The organism is Streptomyces sp. NPDC007025 (assembly GCF_042869455.1).
GTDB lineage: Bacteria > Actinomycetota > Actinomycetes > Streptomycetales > Streptomycetaceae > Streptomyces.
In genome coordinates, this window is the sequence record NZ_JBIAFT010000001.1 from 300,017 (window position 1) to 324,787 (window position 24,771).

Consider the following 24,771-nt stretch of genomic DNA (forward strand, 5'->3'; position numbering starts at 1 on the left):
TGACGCCCATGACCAGGCCGACCCGCCGCATCTTCGACCCGCACATCCACATGACGTCCCGCACCACCGACGACTACGCCGCGATGTACGCCTCCGGGGTACGGGCCCTGGTCGAGCCCTCCTTCTGGCTCGGCCAGCCGCGCACCTCGCCCGCGACATTCCTCGACTACTTCGACGCGCTGCTCGGCTGGGAGCCCTACCGGGCCGCCCAGTACGGCATCGCCCACCACTGCACCCTCGCGCTCAACCCGAAGGAGGCCAACGACCCGCGCTGCCTCCCGGTACTGGACGAACTCCCGCGCTACCTCCTCAAGGACGGGGTGGTCGCCGTCGGTGAGATCGGCTACGACTCGATGACCCCGGCGGAGGACGACGCACTGGCCGCACAGCTGCAACTCGCCCACGACCACGAACTGCCGGCCCTCGTCCACACCCCGCACCGGGACAAGGCCGCCGGGCTGGCCCGCACCCTCGACGTCCTGCGGGAATCCCCGCTGACTCCCGAGCGGGTGCTGCTCGACCACCTCAACGAGACGACGGTGGGCGACGCGGCGGACAGCGGCTGCTGGCTCGGCTTCTCCATCTACCCCGACACCAAGATGGACCCCGACCGGATGGTCCGCATCCTGCGGGTGCACGGCACCGAGCGCGTGCTGGTCAACTCCGCCGCCGACTGGGGGCACAGCGACCCGCTCAAGACCGGCCACGTCGCCGACGCCATGCTCGCCGCGGGCTTCGAGGACGACGACGTCGACCGAGTGCTGTGGCGCAACCCCGTCGCCTTCTACGGCCAGAGCGGACGCCTCGCCCTGGACGTCCCGCCGCCCGGCGCGCGCGAGCAGCACCTGTTCCAGGGCAACTCCATCCTGCGCGGCGGAGAGTGAGGAGAGCGCGGCCATGCGATTCCGGCACCCCGACGGCACCACGGTCCACCTCGCCTACTGCACCAACGTCCACGCGGCCGAACAGCTCGACGGCGTACTGGAGCAACTCACCGCGTACGCCGAGCCCGTACGCCGCAGACTGCACCGGGACCGGCTCGGCATCGGCCTGTGGCTCGCCCGCGACGCGGCCCGCACCCTCACCGACGACCCGGCGGCCGTCCGGCGGCTGCGCTCCGGACTGGACCGGGCGGGGCTGGAGGTCGTCACCCTCAACGGCTTCCCCTACCAGGGTTTCGGCAACGAACACGTCAAGTACCGCGTCTACCGGCCCGACTGGACCGACGACGCCCGCCTGGAGCACACCACCGACCTGGCCCGGCTGCTGGCCGCACTGCTCCCGGACGATGTCCGCGAGGGCAGCGTCTCCACCCTCCCGCTCGCCTGGCGCACCGGCTTCGACGCCGAGGCCCGGCACCGCGCGCTGACCCGGCTGCACACCCTCGCCGCCCGGCTGGACGCGCTGGAGGAGCTGACGGGCCGCTCCATCCGGGTCGGACTGGAACCCGAGCCCGGCTGCACGGTGGAGACCACAGCCGACCTGATCCAGGCACTCGCCCGGGAGGACGGCCCGCCCGCGCACCGGATCGGCGGCTGCCTGGACACCTGCCACCTGGCCACCGCCTTCGAGGACCCCGCCAAAGCGCTGGCCGGGCTCGCCGAGGCCGGCCTGCCCGTGGTCAAGTCCCAGCTCTCCGCCGCGCTGCACGCCGAGCACCCCGACCACCCCGAAGTGCGCGCCGCGCTGGCGGAGTTCGCCGAACCCCGCTTCCTGCACCAGACCCGCGCCCGCACCCCGGACGGGACGCTCCGCGCCACCGACGACCTCGACCGGGCCCTGGCCCCCGGAGCGCTGCCCACCGGCGGGCCCTGGCGCTCCCACTTCCACGTACCGCTGCACGCCCCCCTCGACCCACCGCTGACCGCCACCACCGACGTCCTCGGCGAGACCCTCGCCCATCTGGTCGGCGGCCCCACCCCGCTGACCCGGCACCTGGAGGTGGAGACCTACACCTGGCAGGCCCTCCCGGCGGCACTGCGCCCCACCACCCGCGCGCAGCTCGCCGACGGCCTCGCCGCCGAACTGTCCACCGCACGCGACCTGCTGACCGGCCTCGGCCTCAAGGAGCTGCCGTGACCACCCCGCTGCTGGTCATCGACGTCGTCGGACTGACCCCCGCGCTGCTGACCCACATGCCCCACCTGCGCGCCCTGGCCCGGGACGGCGCGCAGGCCCCCCTCGGCACCGTCCTGCCCGCCGTCACCTGCGCCGCCCAGTCCACCTTCCTCACCGGGGAACTCCCCGCCCGGCACGGCATCGTCGGCAACGGCTGGTACTTCCGCGAACTCGGTGACGTGCTGCTGTGGCGGCAGCACAACGCGCTGGTCGGCGGCGAGAAACTCTGGCACGCGGCACGCGCCCGGCAGCCCGGCTACACGGTGGCCAACATCTGCTGGTGGTACGCGATGGGCGCGGACACCGACTGGACCGTCACCCCCCGCCCCGTCTACTACGCCGACGGCCGCAAGGAACCCGACTGCTACACCCGGCCCCCGGCCCTGCACGACGAACTCGTCGCCGAACTCGGCGACTTCCCGCTCTTCACCTTCTGGGGTCCGGGCGCGAACCTGACCTCTTCGCAGTGGATCATCGACGCCACCCGCCACATCCTGCGCACCAGGCACCCCGACCTCGCACTGTGCTACGTCCCCCACCTCGACTACGACCTCCAGCGCCACGGCCCCGACGACCCGCGCGCCCACCGCGCCGCCGCCGACGTGGACGCCGCCCTCGCCCCACTGCTCGCCGACGCGCACGCCGAGGGCCGCACCGTCGTCGCCCTCTCCGAGTACGGCATCACCCGGGTGCGCCGCCATGTCGACATCAACCGCGTGCTGCGCCGCGCCGGACTCCTGGAAGTGCACACCCAGGACGGCATGGAGTACCTGGACCCGTGGACCTCCCGCGCCTTCGCCGTCGCCGACCACCAGCTCGCCCACGTCTACGTCCGCGACCCCGCCGACCTGCCCGCCACCCGCGCGGCACTGGCCGGACTGCCCGGCCTGGAACAGCTCCTGGACGAGACCGGGAAGAAGGAGGCCGGCCTGGACCACCCCCGCTCCGGCGAACTCGTCGCCGTGGCCGAACCCGACGCCTGGTTCACCTACTACTACTGGCTGGACGATCGCCGCGCCCCCGACTTCGCACAGCTCGTGGAGATCCACCGGAAGCCCGGCTACGACCCCGTCGAGCTGTTCATGGACCCGAACGACCCCTACGTCAAACTCCGCGCCGCCGCCGCGCTGGCCCGCAAGAAGACCGGCATGCGCTACCGCATGGCCGTCGTCCCCCTCGACCCCACTCCGATCCGGGGCAGCCACGGACGGCTCCCGGACCGGACCGAGGACGGCCCCCTGCTCCTCTGCTCCCGCGCCGACGCGCTCGGCGACCGCGGGCGGAACGGGCCGGCCGCCGCCTTCCCCGCCACCGAAGTGAAACGCCTGCTTCTCGACCTCGCACTGGGAGACGCCTCATGAGCAGCCCGTCAGCCGACCCGCAGTACGCCGAACTCCACCGCAGGCTGCGCCGCCGCGGCTTCCTCGGCGTCGCCGCGGGCGCCACCGCCGCCACCCTGCTGGGAGCACGCCCCGCCGCCGCCGCACCGCAGGAGGCCGCCGCGGCGGACCACCGGGGCTGCCGCCCGATCGTCCCGCGGGGCAAACTGGGCATCCAGCTCTACACCCTCCGCGACCAGGTCCAGCAGCTCGGCTTCGGCCCCGTCTTCCGGGAGCTGGAGCGCTACGGCTACGACTCGGTCGAGTTCGCCGGCTACACCCAGGGCACCGGCGACCTCACCCTCCGGCAGCTCAAGCGCCTCATGCGGGAGCACGGACTGCGCGGCATCGGCAGCCACGTCGGCTACTACTCCGCCGACCCCGACGCCTACACCTTCGCCACCCAACTGGAGAAGGTCGTCGACGACGCGGCAGCCCTCGGGCTGCCCCACGTGGGTACCGCGGCCAGCCCCGACCGCTACGGCCGCACCGTGGACGGCTGGAAGCGCGCCGCTGAGGACTTCAACACCTATGGCGCGGCGGCACGCGCCCGCGGACTGACCTTCTACCAGCACAACCACCAGATGGAGTTCGGCTTCGCGGAGGACAAGCCGCACGTGCGCCTCTACGATGTGCTGCTCGCCGAGACCGATCCGGAACTGGTCCACCTGGAGATGGACATCTACTGGGCCTACGCCGGACAGCACCGCTTCAGCGTCCGCCCCGACGGCACCCCGGCCCCCTTCGACCCGCTCGACTACGTACTGGCGGCCCCGCACCGCTACCCGCTCTTCCACGTCAAGGACGGCGAGCACGACGAAGCCTCACCGGACGGCTACCACATGGTCGACGTCGGCGACGGCGACATCGACTACGAGCACTTCATCGGCACCGTCCTCAGACGCCACCGGGGCCGCCGCACGGACCACCACTGGCTGATGGAGCGCGACGACGCCGTCGACCCCGACGCCAACCCCGCCGGCTCCTTCACCTCGGCCCGCCGCTCGGCCGCCTACCTGCGCGGCAGGCGACATCGGTGACGCCCGTTCTCCCGGGAGCCGTGAGGCTTATTCCACAACATTCGGTGCAAAAGGTGCGGAGCGCCAGGAAACCCAGGTGAGAAGCACTCCCAACCCTTGGTATCGTTACGGCCGTCGCCACGACAGCCCAGCTCCGTGGCGCGGCCCGGTCCGGGTGGCGGAATGGTAGACGCGCTAGCTTGAGGTGCTAGTGCCCTTTATCGGGCGTGGGGGTTCGAGTCCCCCCTCGGACACTCACCATCTGCACGTCGTGTGCGGACGCATGTGGGCCGTGACTCAACAGTCACGGCCCTTTTGCTGTGGTCGTAGGTGAGCGTGAGGCCGAAGGCTGTGTAGAGCGGGGCTTTGTGTTCGGGGGCGGCCTGCTGGAGCCGGTCGGTGAGGTCCCCGAGGTCCTTGATGATCTCGGTGATTTCCTCCTCGGTGAGCGGGCGGGCGGCCTTCGGGGCGGGGGTAGCCCGGACGGCGGTGATCTTTCGTTGAGCGGTGTCCCGGTCGGCGGCGGTCTGGTTGATCCATTCCATGACGGTCGCCGGATCGGTTCCGGCGTCGATCGTGGTGCGGTAGCGGTCGATGCGGCGTTTCGCATTCGGCGATGGCGCGGCGGGCGGCTTCGAGCGCGGGGTCGGGTTCTGGGGTGGGTGGGTTCTGAGCCTGGTGGAGTGCTTGAAGGGTCCGCTTGAGTCGGCCCGGGGCGAAGACCTGCGCGATCCAGGCGTCCAGCGCGGGGAGGAGCGCGCTCTCGCGGACGTAGACGGCCAGCGGGTGGGGGAGCGAGGTACTGCGGGCGTACTCGGCCGGGTAGCGGCGGCGGTAGCGCGGAAGGCCGCGATTGTAGTTGCCCTGCATCTTGCGGTCGCAGAGGCTGCAGCCAAGCAGGGCAGCGGCGCGGGGGCGGCGCTTCCAGGGGAGAGCGCGGGAGTGTCCGGAGTCGAAGTACTCGGCGACGATCTCGCCGCCCTTGGGCTCGATGAGTGCGCGGGCGCGGGTGAGCTGCCAGTTGCGGGAGGTCTCCGGGTCCTGGAGGTCCTCGGTCGAGCAGCGTCCGGCGAAGGCGAAACGGGTGACGCGGTTCATGGGCGGCACGGGCGGCTCCCTGTGTGATCGCGGCGGGTGGTCGTCGTCCGTCGTACCGCCGAGTCGCGATGGAGGGCCAGTCGCTGATGCAGGTCGTCGTGGACCGGGTGTTCGGCTGGTGCGGCCTGATCGGCGTGCTCGATGTGTTCGCGGAGTAGGAAGTCGAGAAGTGCTGCGGCAGCTTCGGGGGTGAGGGGCGGGGGATCGTCGGGGAGGTGGACGGTTGGCTGGCTCCAGGTGTGGGACCGGTCGCGGAGAGGGGCACGCGATGCGGGCACATAGCCTCCGGAGGGAGTTCTATCGAGTGCACCCGTAGTGGCGGTTGGGCTCTTCGACGCTGGCGTGGGGCCGTCGAGGGGATGGACATCCCGCGCACCGCTTTGGCCACGCGACTTCCGCGGGGGAGGGTGGATCGCCACTCGGAGTGGGAATCGCCGCAGGTCATCGGTTATACGAGCCACTTCCGAACCACCTCGGCTCGCATGGGGAATCACCCTTCTGGGCAACCGCTTTGTGCAAGTGCGAATCCCGGACTACCGCACCTGGGAACGGTGCAGGTCACGGGGCGAAGTGGCAGCCGCAGATTCGCCCATGCCGTGCCACTCGCGAGCCACTGGCTTGGGAGTAGTACGCAACTGGCACGTGAGTGGCACGGGGCTACGGCAGTAAGGAGCGGTGACCGAACCCGCCCGCCGCACGGAGGCACCCTTGGACCGTGACCAGCCACACGTCCTGCCCGCCGTCGCCGCGTCGATCCCGGCGTCGCGGTCCCCGTTCCTCTCTATCGAGCGCACCTTCCGCCGCCTCTCGCGAGCCCCGCACCGACTGACAGTGAGGATTGGCCATGGCATCGCTCGGGGGTCTGACTCTCCGACTGACTGGCGCTTCGGCTGTCCTTGGCTGGAATCGTCGGCCCCGCCGGGCGGTGCCACCTGGCGTGTGGCCGGTCGGGCTTCTGTGACTTCATGGAGAGGCACCCGCTGCCCACTCGGCGATCTCGTCGACGCTCCTGGCGCCCGACACGGCCGCGCAGGCACAGACGAGGAGGATCGCGGTCAGCGAGTACCAGCGGCCCTGCCTCGCACGCGGGTCGGGCACCAGGTTCAGGAACGTCCGCAGATCAGCGACTTGGCCGATGTCCAGCGGACCCAGCCTCACCAACACCGGCGGGATGAGAGAAGATACAACGGCAGGCACGGGCCACCTCGTGATCGTTGAGCTTCGACACCCCAATGATCACGAAGCCCGTGCCTGCTCTGCTATGCACCCCAACCGGTCACGGCCCGACCAACCGCCCGACCCCGCAACTCGCCCAAGCCCTGGCTGCCCGGCCGCCGCCGATTCCCCGGACAAGGCGGACGCAGAGCCACGGGACTGCTGAACCACGTGGTGTCAACATCTCACACCACGATGCCGAAAGGCGCTCAGCCCCAAGAGGCTGATGGAATCCACGAGGATGCCAGGCTTACAGTCCGATTCGTCACCTCTTCAGGAAAGGCCTGTCCTCGATGGTCGTCATCTTCGCGTGCCCGGTCCGAAGGTTGACAATGATGGGCCAGCAGTCCAGTAGTCGCTCTTCCTCGTCCCTCGTCTCCAGGTAGGTGACCCCATTGTAGGGAACGATCAACCAGCCGTCCTTCTCCCGAATGTTCTCCATATCGATGGCCAACTCCGGGTCTTCCGGGTTGGCCTCTTGCTTGAGTAGGCCCTCGGCAGCGCGCAGACCCTCATCCCATGTCATCGTCATCGTGTCCTCAGCAGACGGTAAGAGTCCCACGTCGCCGCGTGCTGTGCGTGTCCGGTCTGCCCGTCAAGGAAGATGACGTCCCCGTCACGGTTGATTACATTGAACACGTGTCCGCCTTCGTTGTCCGCCCCATAAACGATACCGCGGGCACCCGGGCCGGCATCTTGAATCTCTTTCACAATGTTACCAAAAGAGCGACGTCGGAATTTTTTACCAGGGAAATTCTTCTCAACGTCCTTGAGCGGCCCCCGTGCCAGTTTCCCAGGAGCCATCGCGGGAGCGCCTTCGAGGGTGGAATCCACAGCCAATGCACATCCTCTGCAATTAACTCTGCCTTCCTGTGGATTGATAATCTTGTGCAGGTCGTCGGTCTTCGGGGTCTTGTATGCATCACCAAGTAGAGTTGTGCCCCCGCCGCCCTCGCCCCAGCGAAGATTGCCAGCGTCTTTGAGACCGTGCAGCGCGCGGACCTCAGCCGCCCCCATACCGGCCCCGTAGCCGGCTCCCAGTATACTGCCGTACAGCAATGATTCCTGCGCCTGCTTAAGGCTAACCTTCTTTTGCAGCCCCGTAGCGATCCTCAGCGGTTGAGCAACAGCCAAATCGACCGTTAGTGCCTCCAGACCACCGAAAGCCATACTGGTGAGTGTAGTTGCAGCTATTCGAGCAGCAGCTGCCGAGAGCCCTACGGTCAGACTGGCAGAAAGCTCGACGACGGCGGTAGCCGCCTCCATGGAGGTTCCACCTGTAAAATATGCGAGGCCGATTCCAGCTGCGATCGCTGTGGCGTCAATTGCAAGCTGAGTATTGATGCGCTCCTTGGTGTTTTCCACGTCATTGGCGAACTCATCCAGCGTGGACGCCACGTCACGAGCGGCTTTTTCCAGGTCAGCCAGCCACCCGCGCCCGGCATGGTAATAGCGCCGCCAGAAAAGACTGTAGGCATCGACCGCCTCTCCAGAGTTCGCATGGATGATTCTCCCGGATTGACGATTGACCTCTGCAGTCACATCGGATACTTTCTCCGCGAAGTGACGCCAATGTCCTGCCCCCTCGCGCAGCTGTCCCTCGTCAGCGTCCGGCCACTCCATGCCCATGTGCTCGATCAACCACTCTTTAATCTCCTCCAAATCAGGCACGGATAATTCTCCCCTAAAAGCCGTCCAGCACCTCCGGCTTGACAGGACGTGTCGGCGGTTTGTAACCCTTGGGGAAATCAAACATACTGCCTACCAGTTCATCGTTCTCGATGTGACCGTCAGCCATGTCAGTCATAGCGAGGTGGATGCTGCTCAGCCCGGAAACGAGGATGGCGACGGCCCTCTCGATCGATTTTCGAGATTTCTTGTAATGCTTGAAAAACTCAGCACCATATTCGTCTCCGCCCCATGGCTCACCAAGCTTAGCCATCTTCCCCTGTAGCTCCGTCAACTGCGCCAGAAGCTCCACAGCTTGAGTGTGGAACGCAGGAGCGGACCGCTTGAGATCATCTGTAAAAATCCCCAGGACCTTGTCCGACTTACCCATGACACTCCTTCCATTAAACGAAGAGGGGTCGGGACAATCCGAAAAAGTCCTGCGTGCGACAGCTTCGAGCCGGGCACTCGAGAGAGTCCTTCTATCGGTACCAGTCGGGTTCGCCTCCCGGCCCCCCGCCAGGAAGCGTGGACGAGTACAACTCACCTTCCACGTCAGCGAAGCGGCACAGCCCATAGTCCGCGTCTTGATGAGTGATTCACGGTCGCACGCCAGTAGGCCATCAAAGGCCGACGTCGTGAAAGAACTCGAGCGGGAGACCGAATGCCGGGTTCCAGGCCGTCTCCCGGTCGAACGCGCAGCCCCGGCGAGACCCTGCGGCGTGTGGCGCGCTGGGAACTTCTCGGAGGCGGCCAGTGTCCCGCGCGAGCGGGCCCGGCTGTGGGAAGTCGCCACAACATCTTCTCCCTAGCCCTGCCTTCGGCCAGTTGCCGCTCGACTCTCGCAGTCGTCTCTAGATCCGTACATGCTACAGGGGTCGGTGTCAGTGCGCTGCCGTACGGTTTCGTACGGTGATCCCAGGGGGACCGAATCGCTGTTGCTCCGCTGGTCACGGAGGTAGCGTGCTGATGCGCGTGTTTCGTGACCGCGTCGTGCGACCTGAGCCCGACCTGGCCTGAGAAGGAGCTGCCCGTCCGTGCGTCCGACCCTCGCCGCCGAGCAAGTGCAGGGCAGCCTCAGCCAGTACCTGTCGACCACGTATGCGCTGGCCGATGAGGGCACGCGCCGGGCGCTGGAGGATTCCTCACCGATCCGGAAGAGGGCATCTTCCGCGGCTCGTATCTGCGCACCCGCACGCCCTTCCGGCTCGCCGAGAAGGGCTGGAGCCGCCATCTGCAGTGGTGACCAAGGGAGTTCGACACGGAGCGCACTCCCTATGCCCACCAGGCGCGCGCGTGGCAGCGGCTCAGTTCACTGCACTCTCCGCCCGAGCAGACGCTGGTCACCACCGGCACCGGGTCCGGGAAGACGGAGTCGTTCCTGGTGCCGGTCGCTCGGTTGATTCTCCTTCTCTTCCTCTGAAGGCCAGCTACTTCCCTCTCCGGCCCTCCGTCGTGCCTCGCACCCAAGTCGGAGGCGGCACCACGGCGAAAGCCGGGTGCCGCCGGGCGGCGCCGCATCAGCCGATCGTGTGACACAGGGGTTCGGGGTATTACTTGGAAACTGTCGTGCCCGGCGTACGTGACGAGGCTTCGAGTCGTGTTCCCGTGAATTCGCCCTACAAGGGGTCGTGAATTCGAGGGAACGGGAGCAATTGCAAGGTTGGGGTATTCCTTGAGCGGGTGGCGGCGGCCGGGCAGCCAGGGCTTGGGCGAGTTGCGGGGTCGGGCGGTTGGTCGGGCCGTGACCGGTTGGGGTGCATATGTGTCGCGACACTTGACAACAGGAATTTCCGGGCGAGCGCGCCTGATCATGTTTCCGCGTCAACGATTCTTGCCTGAGGGGCGGCGCCTGCCCGGGGTCTCTTTGTGGCGCCGTGCCGTTGAGGTGTTTGCGGAGGCCGTGGCGGTCGAGGCGGTGGATGAGGCCGGGGCGGCGTTGGTAGTTCGTGCGCAGCTTGATGAGGCGTTGTCGGAAGTCCGTACTCCGTGCGGTGTGGGCGTACGCGTCGCGCAGATCCGCGAGGAGGGTGACGGCCTGGTCGTAGGCGGTGGTCTTCTTGGTGGCGATGTGCGTCTCGATCTGCTGCCAGATGGATTCGGCCTCGTCCGCGAGAGCGGTCAGGTGCTGGGCGCGGGCTGCGGCTCGTGCGTGTTCGGCGCTTTGTCGGCGTTCGGTGCGTCGTGTGTGGGCGGTGTCCAGGAGTTGGGCGGCGGAGCGGCGCCCGGGGGCGGTGGCCGGGGCTGTGGTGCCGTGCAGGCGGTGCAGGAGTTCAGTGCGCAACCAGGGCTCCGGTCCGACGGCGAGCCGTAGCAGCAGAGCGTCCTTCTCCTGCTGGGGCAGCGCGGCGATCAACGGGGCGAGTTCCTTCTTCGTGGGCTTGGTCGGCTTCTTGGGCGCGGCGGGACTGGCCTGGACGGCGACTGCCAGCAGGTCGTCGTCCACCCGCAGGAAGTCCGCGAGCGCGCACTGAGGGGCGGTCAGCTCGCCCAACCCGGCCGGGACCGGTGGCTCCTCGCAGCTCTGGTATTCCTCTTCGTCGTCGTCTTCGAGTTCCCAGGCGGCGAGTGCGGAGAGCCAGGCGAGGTAGAGGGGGCGCAGGTCCCCGGTCGTGAGTTCGTCGCGCACGCCGATGAGGGCGGCCAGCGAGTCATCGGCGTGCTCGACCCAGTCGCCGCCCTCGTCCTCGCTGGTCAGGTCGAGCAGGAGATGGGTACGGGTGGTCCAGGACTCGACGTGGTGGCCGAGGCAGTAGGGCTGCACCGTGGGCAGGTTCAGGGCCTGCTTGGGCAGGCGGAGTAGCAACCGGTGGGTGCCCCAGTTGGTGACGTACAGATGGGCGTCGAAGTAGCGCTCGGTCATGCGCCGCGGATGGCCGCTCAGATCACCCCAGTTGTAGGTGTTGGTGAAGCCGGTGGCGGTGATCCGGGCCCGGGTGGAGATGGCCCGCAGCTGTCCTTGTTCCTCGCGGCTGAGCGGACGGTCGAGGGCCTGGAACTCGTAGTACTGGTACTCGCTCACATGGCGGAATTTTTTCGCCCCCGCGTGCCGGCTGGGACGTGGAGCAGAAAGGGCGGCCGAAGCCTATCGGACGCCGTACTCAATCGCCGTAAGGTGAGTCGAGGTGAGCGGTGGCGGCGAGGAACGGGTGGGCGAGGGGTCACGGGGCAGGAGTGGACATGGCGGCGGTGCCGCAGGCAGGCAGCGGTGCAGCGACAAGACGAAGGCCCCTCCGCGGCCACGGTCCGAGCATTGGGTGAGATCCGCCCCCCGGCGACCCAGGTCGGTCGCCGAGCTCGAATAGGGTTGGCCAGCGGCTGTACCGGAAGGCCGCAGAACGAGATTGCTCCCTGAGCTGCGAACTATCATCCGCGGGGCCAGTCTTCCAGCAGGGTGTCGGTGGTTGCCTCCTCGTAGACGGCGAGGCTTTCCCGTTTCATGACCTCGGCGAGCTCGGCGTCCCAGGGGTGTCCTGCGGTTTCCCCCTCAGATGGATCTGATCGGTATCGTCGCGAACGGTTTTGACGTAGTCCGCAGCGTCCCCGTGCCACGATACGGCCTGGTAGCGGGCGCGGAGCTGGTTGGTCATGTCAATGCCGGGCCAGTCGAAATCTCCGTGGTAGAGCAGGGTGCCGACGGAGTCCACGATGAGCTGGGTCAGCCGATGGAAGGCGGTCGAAGGGCGTCCCTCGGCGCAGATCAGCGGCGGACTGCTGGCACCGAGTTCACTGGCGGCACGGCGGAGCACGGCCGCGCTCTCGCAGACGTACACCGTTTGCAGGTTCACGGTGATCGGCAGGGTGATGAGCTGGTGGAGGGCGACATGGAGAGGTGTGCCGTAGCGGGCGGCGCCGGTGAGCCACTGGCCGAGCCCTTGGCCGGTTGCGACGACCAGTTGAATCCGCCTTGGCAGCCGCGGTCGGAGTAGAAGATCACGGGTTCCTTCGGCCGCCCGTTGCGGCAGGCGGTGGTGAGGCATCGGCAGCGAGGCTGGTGCGCAGGTGGTCGGCTGTGGCCCAGCCGACGACGCGGCGGGTGGCGATATCGATGACGGTGGCGAGGCAGAGCCGGCCCTCGTCGGCGGGTATGTAGGTGATGTCTCCGCACCAGCGGGTGTCGGAGCCGGCCGGGTCCGGCTGGAAGTCGCGGCGGACCAGATCGGGGCGGGTGGCGGCTCTTGGTTCCGGGATGGTGGTGCGATGGCGCCGTCGGCGTGTGGTTCCTGTCAGGCCGGCCTGCCGCATCAGCCTGGCGACCCGTCGCCGCCCGCATTCGACCCCGTCGTTGTTGAGGTCTGCGTGCACGCGCGGGGCGCCGTAGGTGCCGCGGGAGCGGGTGTGGACTGCTTGGATCTGCTCGGTCAGCTCAGCGTCGCGCACCGCACGGGGGGCCGGGGGACGCGGTTCGGCGGGCGTAGTAGGCGGCACGGACCTTCAACAGTTCACACGTTCGCTTGATGCTGTGACCTGCACGTTTCTCCGCCTCGATGAACCGGTGCACGTTCACCGGGTCTCCTTCGCGAAGAAAGCCGTGGCTCGCTTGAGAACCTCCACGTCCTCCCGCAGCCGTCGGTTCTCCCGTCGCAGCGCGGTCAGTTCCGCACGCTCGCTGCTGGTCAGTCAGACCGGCGCGGTCACCTTCGTCGATCTCTGCTTGCCTGACCCAGTCACGCACCCGCGTCTCGGCCAGGCCGAAGTCCTTGGCGACCTGGCCGACCGAGCGGTCACGACGACGGCACAGCGCCCCGATCTCGGCCTTGAACTCCGGCGTGAACGAGCGGCGAGCGCGACGAGGTTTCTTCCGCATGCTCTCCATGATGGACATCCTCCCGGGGACGAACCCCTGATCTCGAATGTCCGCCGAACCGGATCAAGCCCAAGTCGCAGGTGGTCCCGCACCGTGGACAGTCCTCAGGAACGGCCGCACGTCTCAGGTGAGGGGGGTGGCCGTCGTGGCAGGGCGCGGGGGCCAGGCGCCGGGGGAGAGGATGCCGAGGACGTAGGCACGGGCGACGAGGGCGGGTCTGGTCGCCGCCCCCAGGAGACCGCGGAGCCGACTGAGGTGGTAGTCGATCGCCTGCCGGGAGAGCCTGAGCGAGGTGGCGATCTCGCCGTTCGTGCTGCCCTCCGCGAGGAGGGAGAGGATGCGGATCTGCGCGGCGGTGAGCGGGGGGTGGGCCTCGTGGGCGAGGCTCTGATGGGTGACGACGGCCCACACGTGCGCGGCGCGGCCGGCGGACCGGCTCACGGTGGCCAGGTGCAGTTGCGCACGGCGTTGGCGCCCCTGGGAATCGACGAGCACGGCGGAGGTTTCCACGCGTCTGGTGCGGCGGGATATCAGCCCCTCCCAGGCGAGGCGCAGTTCGCTGAGGTCGGGTGTGGCGGCGAGCAGGGTGTGCGCACGGCGGCCGACGAGGTCGGACAGGCTTGTCCGGAACAGTTCGGCGGTGGCCGTACCCGCTTGCTCGATACGGCCGTTGACCGAGAGCAGTGCGCAGGGCAGCCCGCTGTGGTCGCGCAGTGCCCGCAGGTTCTCCTCGGCCTCCCGGCGCTGGGTCATGGCGCGGGCGTGCTCGGTGATGTCGACGTAGATCCCGGCCACACATGTCTGGCCGTTCTCCTGGGCGGGGAAGCGGTGGCCGGCCGCCTGCCCTGTGCTGCCGTCCGAGCGGTGATAGCTCAAGTTGTGGCGGACCGGCTTGCCACGGCTGAGGATCTCCTGATCGAGGGCGCGGAACTGCGCGGCGTCGGAGGGGGAGTCCAAGTCCTCGATGTGGCTGCCGACCACCTGTTCCGGTGTGGTGCCGTAGAGGTGTGCGTAGGAGTGGTTGGCCCACAGGTAGCACCCGGCGCGGTCGCGGATGAAGGCCGGGGCCGGGGCGAAGTCGGCGAACTCCGCGAAGGCGGCGTATTGGCGGCCGCCCGCGGGCTGTGCATCGGCCTCCACCGCGAGCCCGTGGGTGCAGTCCTGGCCCTGGCTCTCGGCCCGGGGTGAGCTCACATCGAAGGTCCGGCCGTCGAACCGGACCCGACAGCGGCCGTCTTCCAAGGCGCGGCGCGGCGAGGACATCTCCTGACGCAGGTGGTCGAGGAAGCGCTGCGCGGTGAGCAGGTCCGCGAAGGCGCCGCCGCCCCTCTCCAGGAGGTGCCACTGCTCGTCGACCTCCCACCAGAACACGGAGAGGCGCTCCAGCAGCGCTTTGAGACTGGAATTGTCCACGACGGCCTTCCCGTCCACGTTCCCACCGACCGGCTGGAGGCGACACCACGATGTCTATCCCGTGCGGTTCCCGCCCATGCCCGGCTCTCGGCCATCTGCGCGTTGTGACCGCATCCCCGGTGAGGCGCGCCAAATGTGATCACGGATTTTCATCTTCACTCAACGATGTCTGCGACTTTGGCATTTGCCTGATCGCTGCCTGCTTCCTGCGGCACTTCCGGGTCCCACCGCCTGATTCCCTGGAGTGTGTTGCCAGTTACCCGTCGTGATCTACGCGGGGTGCGTCGCCCGTGTGTCCCGGTCGGAGACGGAGAGCGGGACGGCACAGGCGACCAGGCGACCAGGCGGCGGGGCCGAGCCACCGCTCGATACCCCGGACAGGACAAGCGATGGGAGACGAACTTCAGTGAGCACAGTGCTGTTGGTGCATGCCAAGGGTGGTCCGCCGCTCGGCCACGTGCTGTCCCGGGCGGCCTCGAGAGCGCAAGTGCACTTGTTGGCGCTCAGCGCGGTTCCCGCGACTGTCGCCGCTTCCGCCGAAAGCCTGTGCACCTCGGTCGTGACGCCCTCCGAGGCGGAGCGCTCGGACCTGGTCTCGCTGATCACCTCGCGCGCCGAGGCCGTGGGCGCCGACGCGGTGCTCACCTTCTCCGAGTATGCGGTCGTGGCGGTCGCCGAGGCATGCGAGGTGCTCGGCCTGGCTGGGGCTGGAGGCGCCGCCGCGTTGGCCCGCGACAAGCGGATGATGCGGCGCACCTGGCAGCGCAGTGGCTTGCCGCAGCCTGAGTTCCGCCCGGTCGCCACGCAGGCGGAACTTCACGAGGCCGTCGCCGACCTGCCCGCCCCCATGCTGCTGAAGGCGGCCTGGAGCGCGGGCTCCACCGCCCACCAGATCATCGGCTCCCCCCAGGGGGCCGACGCGGCCTGGCGGCGCTCGCGCGAGGTGATGGCCGAATCCGCCCAGTCGGGCTTCGCCGAACTCCATGTGGCCGAGGCGGAGGCGCATTTCGTGGTCGAGGAGATCGTCACGGGCACCACGGCGCAGTGGTTCGACGAGCCCGGTTGGGGCGACTACGTCAGCGTCGAGGGGGTGGTGGCCGAGGGCGTCTTCCACCCGGTCTGTGTCAGCGGCCGGATGCCCACGGTGGAGCCGTTCACCGAGCGTGCCACTATCACTCCCGCGCTCCTTCCCGCGGACCTCCAGGACCGCGTGGTGGCCCTCGCCCGAAGGGCTGTCGACGCTCTCGGCCTGCGCGATTGCGGCACCCACACCGAGATCAAACTCGGGGCCGGCGGGCGCATGTGGCTGATCGAGACGGCCGCCCGGTTCGGCGGTGCGATGACCGTGCCGCAGATCGAGGAGGTCTTCCGGCTCGACCTCGTCGGCATGCTCGTGGACCACCTCCTGGGTCGCCCGGTCTCCTGGCCCGAGCGGGCCCTCGGCCCCGAGCAGGCGCGGGGCGCAGCAGGCTCCCTCGTCGTCCTCGCGGTGGACGGCCACGGTGCGGCCTGGCGGGACCGCAGGGTCTGGGACTTTCCCGCGGTGCAGCATGCCGTCGCACTGAGTGAGGGCAGCAACCTCTCGGTCGTCCCGGACAGTTCGCTGCCCGACGGCAGCATCGTGCCGGTCTACGATCCCGTCGCCGGGGCCAACACGATGGCGGCCCTGTGCCTGCTCTCCGCTGACGACGCGCGCACCGTGCTCCGCGATTTCACGGCCCTGGTGGACGCCCTGCCCGCCGTGCTGCCGCCGCCCGTGGTGCCCACCGTGCCGCAGTCCGCGCCCGCCGCCGGCTCCCGGATCCGTCCGGCCGCGGAGCCCGAGGGAGTCCCCGCATGAGCGGCCGCGTCGCCGACCAGCTCGGAACCGGCGCTCCGGAACCCGCGACCGACCGCACAGTTGTCGGCGAGAATCTCTCGCTGCCGCTGTTCCGCACGCTTTCCGGGGTCCTTTCCGGCCACCCGTACCTCAAGGTCGTCGTCGACCGGGCCGAGGGCACCTGGCACCTGCTCGACACGGCCGCGCATCCCTTCCACGTCGACTACATCGCGACCCGTGTGCTCGGCATGGACCTCGCCGAACTCGACGCCGCGCTCGACGAGTTCAACGCATCCGTCTACATGGACCCCGAGCGACGTTTCCTGCTCGGGGTGCTGTCCCTGCACACCGACGAGGACCCGGAGGGTCGCGAGCGCACCTTCCTCGTGCTGGAGACGACCGAGGCCGACACCATGCACGGGGGGTTGCTGGAGTTCTTCTTCACCTTCGTCCGTGAGCGCGTCGACGGCAGGCTGCCGCTCCTGCTCAAGCCCGCCAATCACGGCCAGGAGGAAGAGCTGACCGCAGTCAGCGAGCAGCGGGTGCCGCGCATCCTCAGTCACGAACTCTTCGGCACCAGGACCCGGACCCCGCTCAACCCAGGGGAGGCCACTGGCAGGTTGCGCTGTTTCCGGAGCGTGGAGGAGTACGAGGCGGCGGTCGACGGGCTCTGCTGGTCGGACATCGTCGCCATGCCCTCCCTGCCGGACAACGTCGAGCGGGTGGCCGGGTTCATCAACACCGAGCCCATCACCCCGCTGTCCCACACCAACGTTCTCGCCTCCGGATGGGACATCCCCAACGCGATCCTCCGCGATCTGGAACAGCTCGTCGAGAAGGGCGGCCTGGACGGCGCCTGGGTCCGCTACCGGGTTCGCGAGGACGAGATCACCCTGGAGCGGCTGGATCAGGCCCCCGAGCTGCGGGCCCCGGCCTGGCATCAACAGCGCATCCGGCTGGAGCCCCCGCTCCTCGAGGACGCGCCCGTACTCTCCCTGTACCGGCTGCGCAGCGCTGACCGGGACCGCTACGGCACCAAGGCGGCCAACCTCGGAGAGCTGCATCAGGTACTCGACAGCCGCACGGCCGATCTCACCGGGTTCTACGGTCGCCCCCGCCCACCACGGGAGGATCTTTACGGGCACCTCGCGGCCAGGCTCGGCCTGCGCACGCCCTCCGCTGCGGAACTCCGCGCGGCTGCGGTGTCCTTCGTGGCCGACACGGTCGAGGCGCCCGGGGGCATCGCCTTGCCGTTCTCCCTCCAGCACCGCTTCCTCACCTCTTCTCCGGCGCTGCAACAGGGCATCGGCAAGCTGAAGATGGCGCTCGAGCTCGACGCCACCGACGTGCTCGACTCGCTCTGCCTGCATGTCCAGCACCTGATCAGGCACACCCCGATACCCGAGTCCGTCGCCAGGGAGATCACCTGCGTCCTCCCCGCCCCGCTTGCCACGCGCGGCCGCCTCGTGGTGCGCTCCTCCTCCAACGCCGAGGACCTTCCGGGCTTCTCCGCGGCCGGCCTCTACGACTCCGTCACCACCGTCCGCGGCACCGACGAACTCCTCGACGCCGTGCGCTGCGTCTGGGCCTCCCTGCTCTCGCCGCGCAGCGTGCGGCTGCGCCACCAGGCGGGCATCTCCCTGGACGACACGTACATGGGCGTGATCATCCAGGTGTATGTCCCCGCTGCGCTCGGTGGTGTCCTGGTGACCTGCAACCCGACCCGGCGCCAGGACTTTCGCAACGTCTATCTCAACTGCTCGCCGGGTTCGCCCGAACAGGTTGTGGAGGGAGCCGTCCTGCCGCAGCAGTACTGCTACAACACCGTCGAGGGGGGCGGCCGAACCGTCGACCTCGGTTCCTGGAGCGAGGGACTGTCCGCCGGTACGCGCGCCCGACTCGCGGACCTGTCGCTGACCGGGCGGCTGCTGCAGTCCCACTTCAGCGCGCCCGAGGTGGACACCCCCCTCGACATCGAGTGGCTGCTGACCGACCAGGATGACTTCCGCCTGGTCCAGATCCGCCCCTACGCGCTGTGAGCGCCCGCCTTCAGCGCTCGCGCTCCGCCGCGCGGCCTGCGGCCACCCCTCTGACCGGCGCCGCCCGCCGCATCATCCGGCTCAACTACGGCTTCCAACTGCTGTTCAACCTGCTGTGGTGGATGCCGGTGTTCTACGCCTACCAGAAGGACGCCGGACTCTCCGACGGGCAGATCTTCGGCATCCAGAGTATCTACTATGTGGCTTTCTGCCTCTTCGAGATCCCGACCGGGCTGATCGCCGACCGTATCGGCGCCCGCAACTGCCTGCGCGCCGGCGCCATTGTGATGACGGCGGCCAATCTCGCTCCGGTGTTCAGCGCCTCGTACACCGGCTTCCTCATCCACTTCCTCGCGATCGCCGCGGGCCGCTCCCTCACCTCGGGAGCCGCCAGCGCCTACCTGTACGACGGGCTGCGTGCCGAGCGATGCGACAAGCACTACCTGAAGGCGGAGGGCACGGCCCGGGCACTCGGACTCGCTGCCAAAGTTCTGTGCTGGCCACTGGTCGGGCCGCTGATGGCCCTCGCTCACCCTGCTCCGTACGTCCTGAGTGCCGTGAGCGCGGCGGGCTCCCTGGCCTGCGCCGTGGCCCTGCCCCGGGTGGCCGTCCCCGGCGGGGCGGGCGGCACGGCATCATCGGGCCGAACAAGGAAGGAGTCCGGGGCTGCGGGGGGTGGCCGCGGGCGCGGACTCTCGCTGGGCGACGCGAAGGCCGCACTGCGCTGCATCGCCTCGTCGCCATGGCTGGCACTGGTGATGGTGCAGGGCGTGGCAGTGTTCACGCTGTCCCGGATCTGCCAGGTCAACCTCTTCCAGCCGATCCTGCTCGACCACGGCATCGGGGAGTCTTCGCACGGTGGGGTGCTCGCTGCCATGACGGTGGCGGAGGCCGTGGGCTCGGCGCGCCCCCAGTGGCTCGGTTCTCGCCTGAGACCGGTGGCCTGGGTCTCCGTCCTCAGCCTCGCCCTCGCGGGCACCCTGGCGGGCATCACCCTCGGCGGGCCCTGGACGGTCGTCGCCCTGCTCTGCCTGTTCGCCGCTGCCACTGGCTTCGCCTACCCGATCCAGCGCAAGCTGGTCAACGACGCCGTGCCCGCCCATGCCCCGCGGGCGACGCTCTTGTCGGCCGAGTCGATCGTGGACCGCGCAGTGTGCGCACTGGCGGCCGTCGCCGTGGGTGCCTACCTTTCCGCCGGACGCCTGGACGCCCTGCTCTGGCACAGCGCCCTGGCGACCGCTGTACTTCTCGGCGCCTTCCAACTCGTCCTGCGCAGCGGGGTGATGCGGGGCGTTCCCGACGGGACGGGCAACGGGAACGCCACCGAGGAGACGGCCGACCGCCCCCTCCCGGGCGCGACGGCGGACACGGGTGCTCCGCCGGCGGCGTCCGGCGCACCTGGGAGGCCAGCAGCGGGCGGGGCAGAACACCCGACAGCGGACGCACACCCCAAGGCCGGAGCGTAGGAGGTCACATGTCCACCCCTCTCTCGGGGAAGGTGGAGCCGCAGAGGCGCTTGCACGCGCCCGCCGTGCCGCGGCTCTCGGGCGTCAGGAGCGGTGCGTCAGGCGTTCGATGACCCGGGCCGGGAGGTAGTTGGGGCGGGAAGGCTGACCGACCTGGTAGGCCACGTAGCAGAGCGAGGCGGCGACAGCGGTCTCCTCGGCGGTCTCGGCCTCGTAGACGAGGCGGCAGCCGTTCGCGTCGGCCCTGGCACGCTCCCAGAGGGCGGGTGCGGGCTTGCGCTCAGCCTCGGTGCGCGGAGTGAGGATCCGGTCGCCGAAGTCCTCCCAGGCGAAGGGGGCGGAGCCCGTCCAGGCCCTGTCGACCTCCTTCTTCAAGGCGGCAGCACGCTCGGCATCCGTCTCACCCCAGGAGGACGGGACGTTGGTGATCAGCCCGACCTCGATGTTCCGCTTCCGCAACTCGCGCAGATAGGCAGCCGCGCCGGGCATGTAGCTGATGCCGGCGTCCTCGGCCGTGTGCACCAGGGTCTCGCCCAAATCGAAGTAGACGATGACGCAGCCGCGCGCGGCGTCCGCCCGCGTCCCGGCCGGTGCGTGATGCGACACCTCCACGGGCACGGCCGCGTTCGCCGTAGTACCCGGCGCGGCCCACGCCAGTAGGGCACCTGAGAACGCGAGGCTCGTGCGGAAGAAGCCGCGGAATGCGGATCTTGTCATGGTGGTCGGCGCCCTTCTCCTCGACGCATCTCATGGATGCACATGTCCGGTGCGTGACACGCGGCCGGTCCAACCTGGCCCTCGCGTGCCCGGAAGAACGTTCTGTCTCTCGCCGTTCCCTCCCGCCATACCCCTGAACAGCGCACACCACTCGGCCCCCGCCTGAGCTGTGGAAGAACAAGGTGTGGCCGCAGGCAGAACAGCCGCGGCGGCGTCCGGGGCCTGGATCCTCTTCGAGGACGAGGCCGGGCAGTCGATGACGCCGCCGCGCGCGAGGACCTGGGGCCGGAGCGGCCGGACTCCGGTGGTGCGGGTTCGTGGACGCGGCTCCGGCCGGGTCTCGATGGCGGGCATGACCTGCTACAAGACCAGCGAGTGTTCCCGGCTGATCTATGCGGTCCGCGAATACGACGGGCGTAAGAACCAGCCCAGGGGCTTCAGGTGGCGCGACTTCCGGGACCTGATCCTGCGCGCGCGCTCCCAGCTCGGCGCCCGATCGTGCTGGGCCGGGACAACGTACGCATCCGTCTGAGAGGGTGGTTCGTGAGTTGATGTCCGTCTCTTGGTGAGGTTGGGGCAAGGGTTCCTGGTCGCCGTGCTCGGCCGGTTACGCCTTCCTGGCGAAGTTGCCAGCGTCGGCTTCGGTGATGAGATCGAGCTTGAGCAGGCGTTTCAGCTCGGCGCGGGTGCCTTCGATGTTCTTCGGCAAGAGTTCGCACTCGAGGGCTTCGCAGACGTCCCGGGCCCGCAGTGGTCCGGTGGCCTCGTTGAAGACGGCAAGGATGCGGGGACAGCCGGGGTGTTCGGGCAGGTCCGCTTGGCCGGCCTGCGTCGGGACGCGTTCGGCGGGGCCGGTGGCGGTCTTCGGGGTGATCGCGAGGTGCTCGAGGTGGGTCTCGGCCTCCCGTAGCCGGGCTTGCAGTTCGTCGATCTGCGTGCGCAGGTCTTCGGCCAGGGAACGGGCCGCGTCCTCTTGGAGGACGAGCGCTTCGAGAAGGGGCTCGACGTTCATGCCGTCACCGCCTCCGTATCGCGCCAGGTGGGGGCGTTCGCTACGGACCAGCGGATTCCGCCCGCGCCCACACCATCAGGCGCCAGCAGAACCGCTCAAAGACTCACGAACCGCCCTCTTAGACGTTGTTTCCTTTGGTGCCTTGGCGTGCGAGGGCGTTCGTGTTCGGGTGCGATCCCGGAGTGAGGATCGGTCCCATGAGCCGTGTCCGTGACGATGAGCAACTGACCGGCGCCTACGAGCGTGGCAACGAGATGCCCGAGGCGTCACTGCGAGCCTGGGTCGAGGTCTGCCGGCCTCAGTCGAAGTTCACCCATCTCACCGATGAGGAGTTCCATCGGGGCCTTGTCCGCTTGGAGGCCGGGGCTCGGAGCGAGGCGTTGGACGAGCCCCGGCCAGTCCTCGAACGCTACGACGTGGCCGTCTTCTCCCGCTCCTGACCATCGCTCGTCGCTCCGGGCGGCGGTAGCCGATGAGGGGTGCGGCTGTGCCGACGAAGGCCAGGAAGTGTTCCGACTTGCGTTCATAACGGGGGTACAGACGTCGGCAGCCGGCCAGCCAGGAGACCGCGAACAGTTCTCCTATCGATCCCGCCGGACTCTCATGCGCCCAGTCGTGAGGCGTCGAACAGAAAGAGATGAGTCAGCTCGGCGGCAACTGCCCGTCGGCAGCAGGCTTCCTGACGAAGGCGACACGTTCGCTTTCGGTACACGCCTCTCCAAGACAGGCGCCCCCTGTCTGCAACCTGTCTGACTACGTGATGCACCGCACGCCACGGGCAAAGAGGCTTGCCTCGGCCAATCCCAGGGGCTGGGCTGTCCGGAACCTCCAGGAAGCCTGTCGAGACGGCTCGTCATGCCAACAGACGGAGGAAAGACGGAAGCCTTCGTTGCAGCGCTGATCCGCCTTGCTGTCCGGTCCGACACTCTGCTGGCTCGTATCGCTGAGCTGGAGGAACGACGAGACGCGGCTGAAGTCGAGCGACGCCTCCTGGCCAGTGCGGAGGAAGACACCGGTCTTTCGCCCATCACACTGCCGCCTGACGAGTTCGCGAGCGCTGCGCAGCCACTGAAAGGGATGTCCCGTAATTGCTGGTCAGCGTGCCGTGATAGCCGCGGGTGTCGTGGACCGCTGCACGAGTGTCACGGAAGGCTCGTAGGCATGGTGCACCTGCGGGTTCTCACGATGAGCGATTGGCCGTTGTGGCGGGAGGTTCGCCTCGCTGCACCGAGCGAGCCGCCTCACGCCTTCAAGGCTGGGCCGGCGGAATGGCACCAGGATGGGGAGGAGCGGTGGCGTGAACGCCCGGCGATGCCCGTCGCCTACAACGTCGTCGCGTTGCTGGACGGCCGAGCCGTAGGATGGCCGCCGGCCTTCCCGGGGACGGTGGCGCATGTGAGCTGAGGTCAGCGTGGGTCGTCCCCAGGCGCGGGGGCGCAGCCTCGGAGACCAGCCTTCTCGTGCAGTGCGCCTGCAGTCAGGGGGCGTGGTGGACGGTCTTGTCGGTAGCGGCGGGAAGTGTACAGTTCTGTACATGAGTGAGACATTGCCGATCACTGAGGCGAGGGCCCGGTTCGGTTCGCTGGTGCGCCGTGCTTCCCATACGCGCGAGCGCATCACGATCACCGATCACGGCCAGCCCGCCGCTGTCCTGGTCAATCCGCAGGAGCTCGCCGACCTGGAGGACGCGCTCGCGCTGGCCGAGTACCGCGCCCGGCAGGCGGCAGGCCAGACGGTCCTGGTCCCGCACAATGAGGCACGCGCCCGGCTCGGCCTGGAGCGTGCTTGACCTACACGATCGTCTGGGAAGAGGCGGCTCTCAACGCTGCCGCCCGCTTCCTCAAGGAAGACGCCGACGGGCTGCGCCAGCTGATGGATGCGGTGGATCTCCTCGCCCAGCAGCCGCGGCCGGAGGGCACCGTCGAATACGGTTCGCCTGACCTGCGCCGCATGTACATGGGCCTCTACCGGGTCCTGTACGAGATCACCGACAGCACCGTCACCGTTGTCGTGATGCACCTGGGCCGGACAGGCTGACCTCCTTCTCCCAGGGATCCCTCAGACAGTGGCTCGGCGGTGCTGGACCAGGGTGTTCCTGCGTCCGCGGAGGGCCTGTCCCCCGTCGATCCACCGGGCCGTCGCGTTCATGGCCGGCGGCTGGCCGGCCATGAAACGGGCGATCTCGATGCAGTGGGCGTGGCCGCCGCCCCGGGACAGGTCGCGCAGACGGCCGAGACCGTGGGCGAGCCGCTCCTGGTCGTCGCGCACGGCGTGGTGGAAGGCCAGGGCCGTCTCCAGCTTGACCTCTGCTTCCCTGGCGCCGGCGACCTGCGCCTCGGTGCGCACGATCTGTGCCCGCTCTTCGATGCCGGCACTCTCGCGTCCGGCGTCACGGGTCAGGGAGGCGATGTGCACGGTGAGATTGGTGGCGCGCATGATGTGTGCCAGGGCAAGGGCCCGCTCCAGGGCGGTGTCCGGCCGTTCTGCGACCTCGTTCACCGGCCCCCGGCCGGCCGCCTCCACCGCCCCCAGCCGACGACCGGTCAGCAGCAGTTCCGTCGCCCCGGCGCGTGGCAGCCTGCGCGGCAGTCGCAGGACGCCGGCGCAGTCCGCGATCAGGCCGAGCTTCACCTCGGGCAGCGCGAACTCGGCGTGCGCGTCGGCGACGATCAGATCGGCGGCGCGCGCGAGTTCGAAGCCCCCGCCCAGCGCGAGCCCGTTCACCGCGGCGATCACCGGCTTGTCCAGTTCGAACAGCTCCGTCAACCCCGCGAATCCACCAGGTCCGTGGTCGGCGTCGACGGCCTCTCCTCCGGCCGCCGCCTTCAGATCCCAGCCTGCGCAGAAGAACCGCTCCCCTGCGCCGGTGACCACCGCGGCGCGCAGGGCCCGGTCCCTGCGCAGCCGGTCGAAAGCCTTCGTACAGGGCATGGCTGGTGGCGGCGTCCACGGCGTTTGCCGTGGGTTGGTCCAGAGTGATCACCAGTACGCCGTCGTGTGC

At 68.9% G+C, this 24,771-nt stretch carries 23 protein-coding genes, 1 tRNA gene and 2 pseudogenes; 12 read left to right on the top strand and 14 right to left on the bottom strand.

Going from position 1 to position 24,771, the window contains the following annotated elements; all coding sequences use genetic code 11:
- The first annotated feature begins 8 nt into the window (after positions 1–8).
- The 5 genes from ACFYMO_RS01145 to ACFYMO_RS01165 all read left to right on the top strand — a co-directional run bounded on the left by ACFYMO_RS01145 (position 9) and on the right by ACFYMO_RS01165 (position 4,770).
- The gene (locus ACFYMO_RS01145) at positions 9–884 is read left to right on the top strand and encodes a TatD family hydrolase (RefSeq protein WP_366771410.1); all 876 of its coding nucleotides are present in this window, start codon (positions 9–11) and stop codon (positions 882–884) included.
- 13 nt (positions 885–897) lie between these two features.
- On the top strand, positions 898–2,079 hold the full coding sequence (eboE, locus tag ACFYMO_RS01150) for a metabolite traffic protein EboE (RefSeq protein ID WP_388543417.1): 1,182 nt from the start codon (positions 898–900) through the stop codon (positions 2,077–2,079).
- Positions 2,076–3,479 (top strand): alkaline phosphatase family protein, encoded by a 1,404-nt coding sequence (locus ACFYMO_RS01155; protein ID WP_388543419.1) that lies wholly within the window; start codon positions 2,076–2,078, stop codon positions 3,477–3,479. Before eboE ends, ACFYMO_RS01155 begins: the two co-directional genes overlap by 4 nt.
- Positions 3,476–4,537 carry a sugar phosphate isomerase/epimerase family protein gene (locus tag ACFYMO_RS01160; RefSeq protein WP_388543421.1) on the top strand — a complete coding sequence of 354 codons (1,062 nt, stop codon included), beginning with the start codon at positions 3,476–3,478 and terminating at the stop codon, positions 4,535–4,537. Before ACFYMO_RS01155 ends, ACFYMO_RS01160 begins: the two co-directional genes overlap by 4 nt.
- Positions 4,538–4,685: 148 nt before the next feature.
- Positions 4,686–4,770: transfer RNA gene (locus tag ACFYMO_RS01165), tRNA-Leu, on the top strand.
- On the opposite strand, the gene ACFYMO_RS01170 is transcribed toward ACFYMO_RS01165, so the two are convergent.
- The 10 genes and pseudogenes from ACFYMO_RS01170 to ACFYMO_RS01215 all read right to left on the bottom strand — a co-directional run bounded on the left by ACFYMO_RS01170 (position 4,735) and on the right by ACFYMO_RS01215 (position 14,717).
- Positions 4,735–5,061, bottom strand: a complete 327-nt coding sequence (locus tag ACFYMO_RS01170) for a hypothetical protein (protein ID WP_388543423.1) — start codon at positions 5,059–5,061, stop codon at positions 4,735–4,737. The genes ACFYMO_RS01165 and ACFYMO_RS01170 overlap by 36 nt on opposite strands.
- 1,516 nt (positions 5,062–6,577) lie before the next feature.
- Positions 6,578–6,778, bottom strand: a complete 201-nt coding sequence (locus tag ACFYMO_RS01175) for a transposase family protein (protein WP_366770921.1) — start codon at positions 6,776–6,778, stop codon at positions 6,578–6,580.
- Between the two features lie 316 nt (positions 6,779–7,094).
- A complete protein-coding gene (locus ACFYMO_RS01180; protein WP_366770920.1) occupies positions 7,095–7,355 on the bottom strand; it encodes a YrhB domain-containing protein in 261 nt (86 codons plus the stop codon).
- Between the two features lie 2 nt (positions 7,356–7,357).
- Positions 7,358–8,500: a toxin glutamine deamidase domain-containing protein gene (locus ACFYMO_RS01185; protein ID WP_388543425.1), complete on the bottom strand. Its 1,143-nt coding sequence runs from the start codon at positions 8,498–8,500 to the stop codon at positions 7,358–7,360.
- A 13-nt stretch (positions 8,501–8,513) separates the two neighbouring features.
- Positions 8,514–8,888: a hypothetical protein gene (locus tag ACFYMO_RS01190; RefSeq protein WP_366770918.1), complete on the bottom strand. Its 375-nt coding sequence runs from the start codon at positions 8,886–8,888 to the stop codon at positions 8,514–8,516.
- A gap of 921 nt (positions 8,889–9,809) precedes the next feature.
- Positions 9,810–11,519 (bottom strand): hypothetical protein, encoded by a 1,710-nt coding sequence (locus ACFYMO_RS01195; RefSeq protein ID WP_388543427.1) that lies wholly within the window; start codon positions 11,517–11,519, stop codon positions 9,810–9,812.
- A 344-nt stretch (positions 11,520–11,863) separates the two neighbouring features.
- A pseudogene (locus tag ACFYMO_RS01200) lies at positions 11,864–12,477 on the bottom strand (DUF2399 domain-containing protein).
- Positions 12,431–12,877, bottom strand: coding sequence for an IS3 family transposase (locus ACFYMO_RS01205; protein WP_388543429.1), 447 nt, complete (start codon positions 12,875–12,877; stop codon positions 12,431–12,433). Before ACFYMO_RS01205 ends, ACFYMO_RS01200 begins: the two are co-directional and overlap by 47 nt.
- Positions 12,864–13,322, bottom strand: a complete 459-nt coding sequence (locus ACFYMO_RS01210) for a transposase (RefSeq protein ID WP_388543431.1) — start codon at positions 13,320–13,322, stop codon at positions 12,864–12,866. The genes ACFYMO_RS01205 and ACFYMO_RS01210 overlap by 14 nt, the downstream gene beginning before the upstream one ends.
- Before the next feature lie 105 nt (positions 13,323–13,427).
- Positions 13,428–14,717 (bottom strand): PAS domain S-box protein, encoded by a 1,290-nt coding sequence (locus tag ACFYMO_RS01215; protein WP_388543433.1) that lies wholly within the window; start codon positions 14,715–14,717, stop codon positions 13,428–13,430.
- Positions 14,718–15,123: 406 nt separating this feature from the next.
- On the opposite strand from ACFYMO_RS01215, the gene ACFYMO_RS01220 reads away from it, so the two are divergent.
- The 3 genes from ACFYMO_RS01220 to ACFYMO_RS01230 are packed head-to-tail and all read left to right on the top strand — an operon-like array spanning position 15,124 to position 20,041.
- Entirely contained in the window at positions 15,124–16,557 is a 1,434-nt protein-coding gene (locus ACFYMO_RS01220) for an ATP-grasp domain-containing protein (protein WP_366770913.1), read from the top strand.
- Positions 16,554–18,575 carry a PEP/pyruvate-binding domain-containing protein gene (locus ACFYMO_RS01225; protein WP_366770912.1) on the top strand — a complete coding sequence of 674 codons (2,022 nt, stop codon included), beginning with the start codon at positions 16,554–16,556 and terminating at the stop codon, positions 18,573–18,575. Before ACFYMO_RS01220 ends, ACFYMO_RS01225 begins: the two co-directional genes overlap by 4 nt.
- Positions 18,572–20,041, top strand: a complete 1,470-nt coding sequence (locus tag ACFYMO_RS01230; RefSeq protein WP_388543435.1) for an MFS transporter — start codon at positions 18,572–18,574, stop codon at positions 20,039–20,041. The genes ACFYMO_RS01225 and ACFYMO_RS01230 overlap by 4 nt, the downstream gene beginning before the upstream one ends.
- A gap of 84 nt (positions 20,042–20,125) precedes the next feature.
- Here the strand turns inward: ACFYMO_RS01230 and ACFYMO_RS01235 are convergent, their stop codons facing one another.
- Positions 20,126–20,758, bottom strand: coding sequence for a hypothetical protein (locus ACFYMO_RS01235; RefSeq protein ID WP_366770910.1), 633 nt, complete (start codon positions 20,756–20,758; stop codon positions 20,126–20,128).
- A 184-nt stretch (positions 20,759–20,942) separates the two neighbouring features.
- On the opposite strand from ACFYMO_RS01235, the gene ACFYMO_RS01240 reads away from it, so the two are divergent.
- On the top strand, positions 20,943–21,290 hold the full coding sequence (locus tag ACFYMO_RS01240; RefSeq protein WP_388543437.1) for a hypothetical protein: 348 nt from the start codon (positions 20,943–20,945) through the stop codon (positions 21,288–21,290).
- 75 nt (positions 21,291–21,365) lie between these two features.
- On the opposite strand, the gene ACFYMO_RS01245 is transcribed toward ACFYMO_RS01240, so the two are convergent.
- Positions 21,366–21,770: a hypothetical protein gene (locus tag ACFYMO_RS01245; RefSeq protein WP_366770908.1), complete on the bottom strand. Its 405-nt coding sequence runs from the start codon at positions 21,768–21,770 to the stop codon at positions 21,366–21,368.
- A gap of 197 nt (positions 21,771–21,967) precedes the next feature.
- Here ACFYMO_RS01245 and ACFYMO_RS01250 point away from each other — a divergent pair, with 197 nt between their 5' ends.
- Positions 21,968–22,210, top strand: a complete 243-nt coding sequence (locus ACFYMO_RS01250; protein ID WP_366770907.1) for a hypothetical protein — start codon at positions 21,968–21,970, stop codon at positions 22,208–22,210.
- 19 nt (positions 22,211–22,229) lie between these two features.
- On the opposite strand, the pseudogene ACFYMO_RS01255 reads toward ACFYMO_RS01250, so the two are convergent.
- Positions 22,230–22,337 (bottom strand): annotated as a pseudogene (locus ACFYMO_RS01255) (IS5/IS1182 family transposase); the annotation flags it as partial.
- A gap of 967 nt (positions 22,338–23,304) precedes the next feature.
- Here ACFYMO_RS01255 and ACFYMO_RS01260 point away from each other — a divergent pair.
- The gene (locus tag ACFYMO_RS01260) at positions 23,305–23,559 is read left to right on the top strand and encodes a type II toxin-antitoxin system Phd/YefM family antitoxin (protein WP_366770906.1); all 255 of its coding nucleotides are present in this window, start codon (positions 23,305–23,307) and stop codon (positions 23,557–23,559) included.
- A complete protein-coding gene (locus ACFYMO_RS01265) occupies positions 23,556–23,807 on the top strand; it encodes a type II toxin-antitoxin system RelE/ParE family toxin (protein ID WP_366770904.1) in 252 nt (83 codons plus the stop codon). The genes ACFYMO_RS01260 and ACFYMO_RS01265 overlap by 4 nt, the downstream gene beginning before the upstream one ends.
- A 21-nt stretch (positions 23,808–23,828) precedes the next feature.
- On the opposite strand, the gene ACFYMO_RS01270 is transcribed toward ACFYMO_RS01265, so the two are convergent.
- Positions 23,829–24,701, bottom strand: coding sequence for an enoyl-CoA hydratase-related protein (locus tag ACFYMO_RS01270; protein ID WP_388543439.1), 873 nt, complete (start codon positions 24,699–24,701; stop codon positions 23,829–23,831).
- Positions 24,702–24,771 lie beyond the last annotated feature (70 nt).

Bases quoted from the DNA above. Each gene is read 5' to 3' on its own strand.
- ACFYMO_RS01170 (WP_388543423.1), bottom strand. From the start codon at position 5,061: ATGGAATGGATCAACCAGACCGCCGCCGACCGGGACACCGCTCAACGA.
- ACFYMO_RS01260 (WP_366770906.1), top strand. From the start codon at position 23,305: ATGAGTGAGACATTGCCGATCACTGAGGCGAGGGCCCGGTTCGGTTCG.
- ACFYMO_RS01160 (WP_388543421.1), top strand. From the start codon at position 3,476: ATGAGCAGCCCGTCAGCCGACCCGCAGTACGCCGAACTCCACCGCAGG.
- ACFYMO_RS01210 (WP_388543431.1), bottom strand. From the start codon at position 13,322: ATGTCCATCATGGAGAGCATGCGGAAGAAACCTCGTCGCGCTCGCCGC.
- ACFYMO_RS01180 (WP_366770920.1), bottom strand. From the start codon at position 7,355: ATGACATGGGATGAGGGTCTGCGCGCTGCCGAGGGCCTACTCAAGCAA.
- ACFYMO_RS01245 (WP_366770908.1), bottom strand. From the start codon at position 21,770: ATGAACGTCGAGCCCCTTCTCGAAGCGCTCGTCCTCCAAGAGGACGCG.
- eboE (WP_388543417.1), top strand. From the start codon at position 898: ATGCGATTCCGGCACCCCGACGGCACCACGGTCCACCTCGCCTACTGC.
- ACFYMO_RS01235 (WP_366770910.1), bottom strand. From the start codon at position 20,758: ATGACAAGATCCGCATTCCGCGGCTTCTTCCGCACGAGCCTCGCGTTC.
- ACFYMO_RS01250 (WP_366770907.1), top strand. From the start codon at position 21,968: ATGAGCCGTGTCCGTGACGATGAGCAACTGACCGGCGCCTACGAGCGT.
- ACFYMO_RS01190 (WP_366770918.1), bottom strand. From the start codon at position 8,888: ATGGGTAAGTCGGACAAGGTCCTGGGGATTTTTACAGATGATCTCAAG.
- ACFYMO_RS01270 (WP_388543439.1), bottom strand. From the start codon at position 24,701: ATGCCCTGTACGAAGGCTTTCGACCGGCTGCGCAGGGACCGGGCCCTG.
- ACFYMO_RS01145 (WP_366771410.1), top strand. From the start codon at position 9: ATGACCAGGCCGACCCGCCGCATCTTCGACCCGCACATCCACATGACG.
- ACFYMO_RS01225 (WP_366770912.1), top strand. From the start codon at position 16,554: ATGAGCGGCCGCGTCGCCGACCAGCTCGGAACCGGCGCTCCGGAACCC.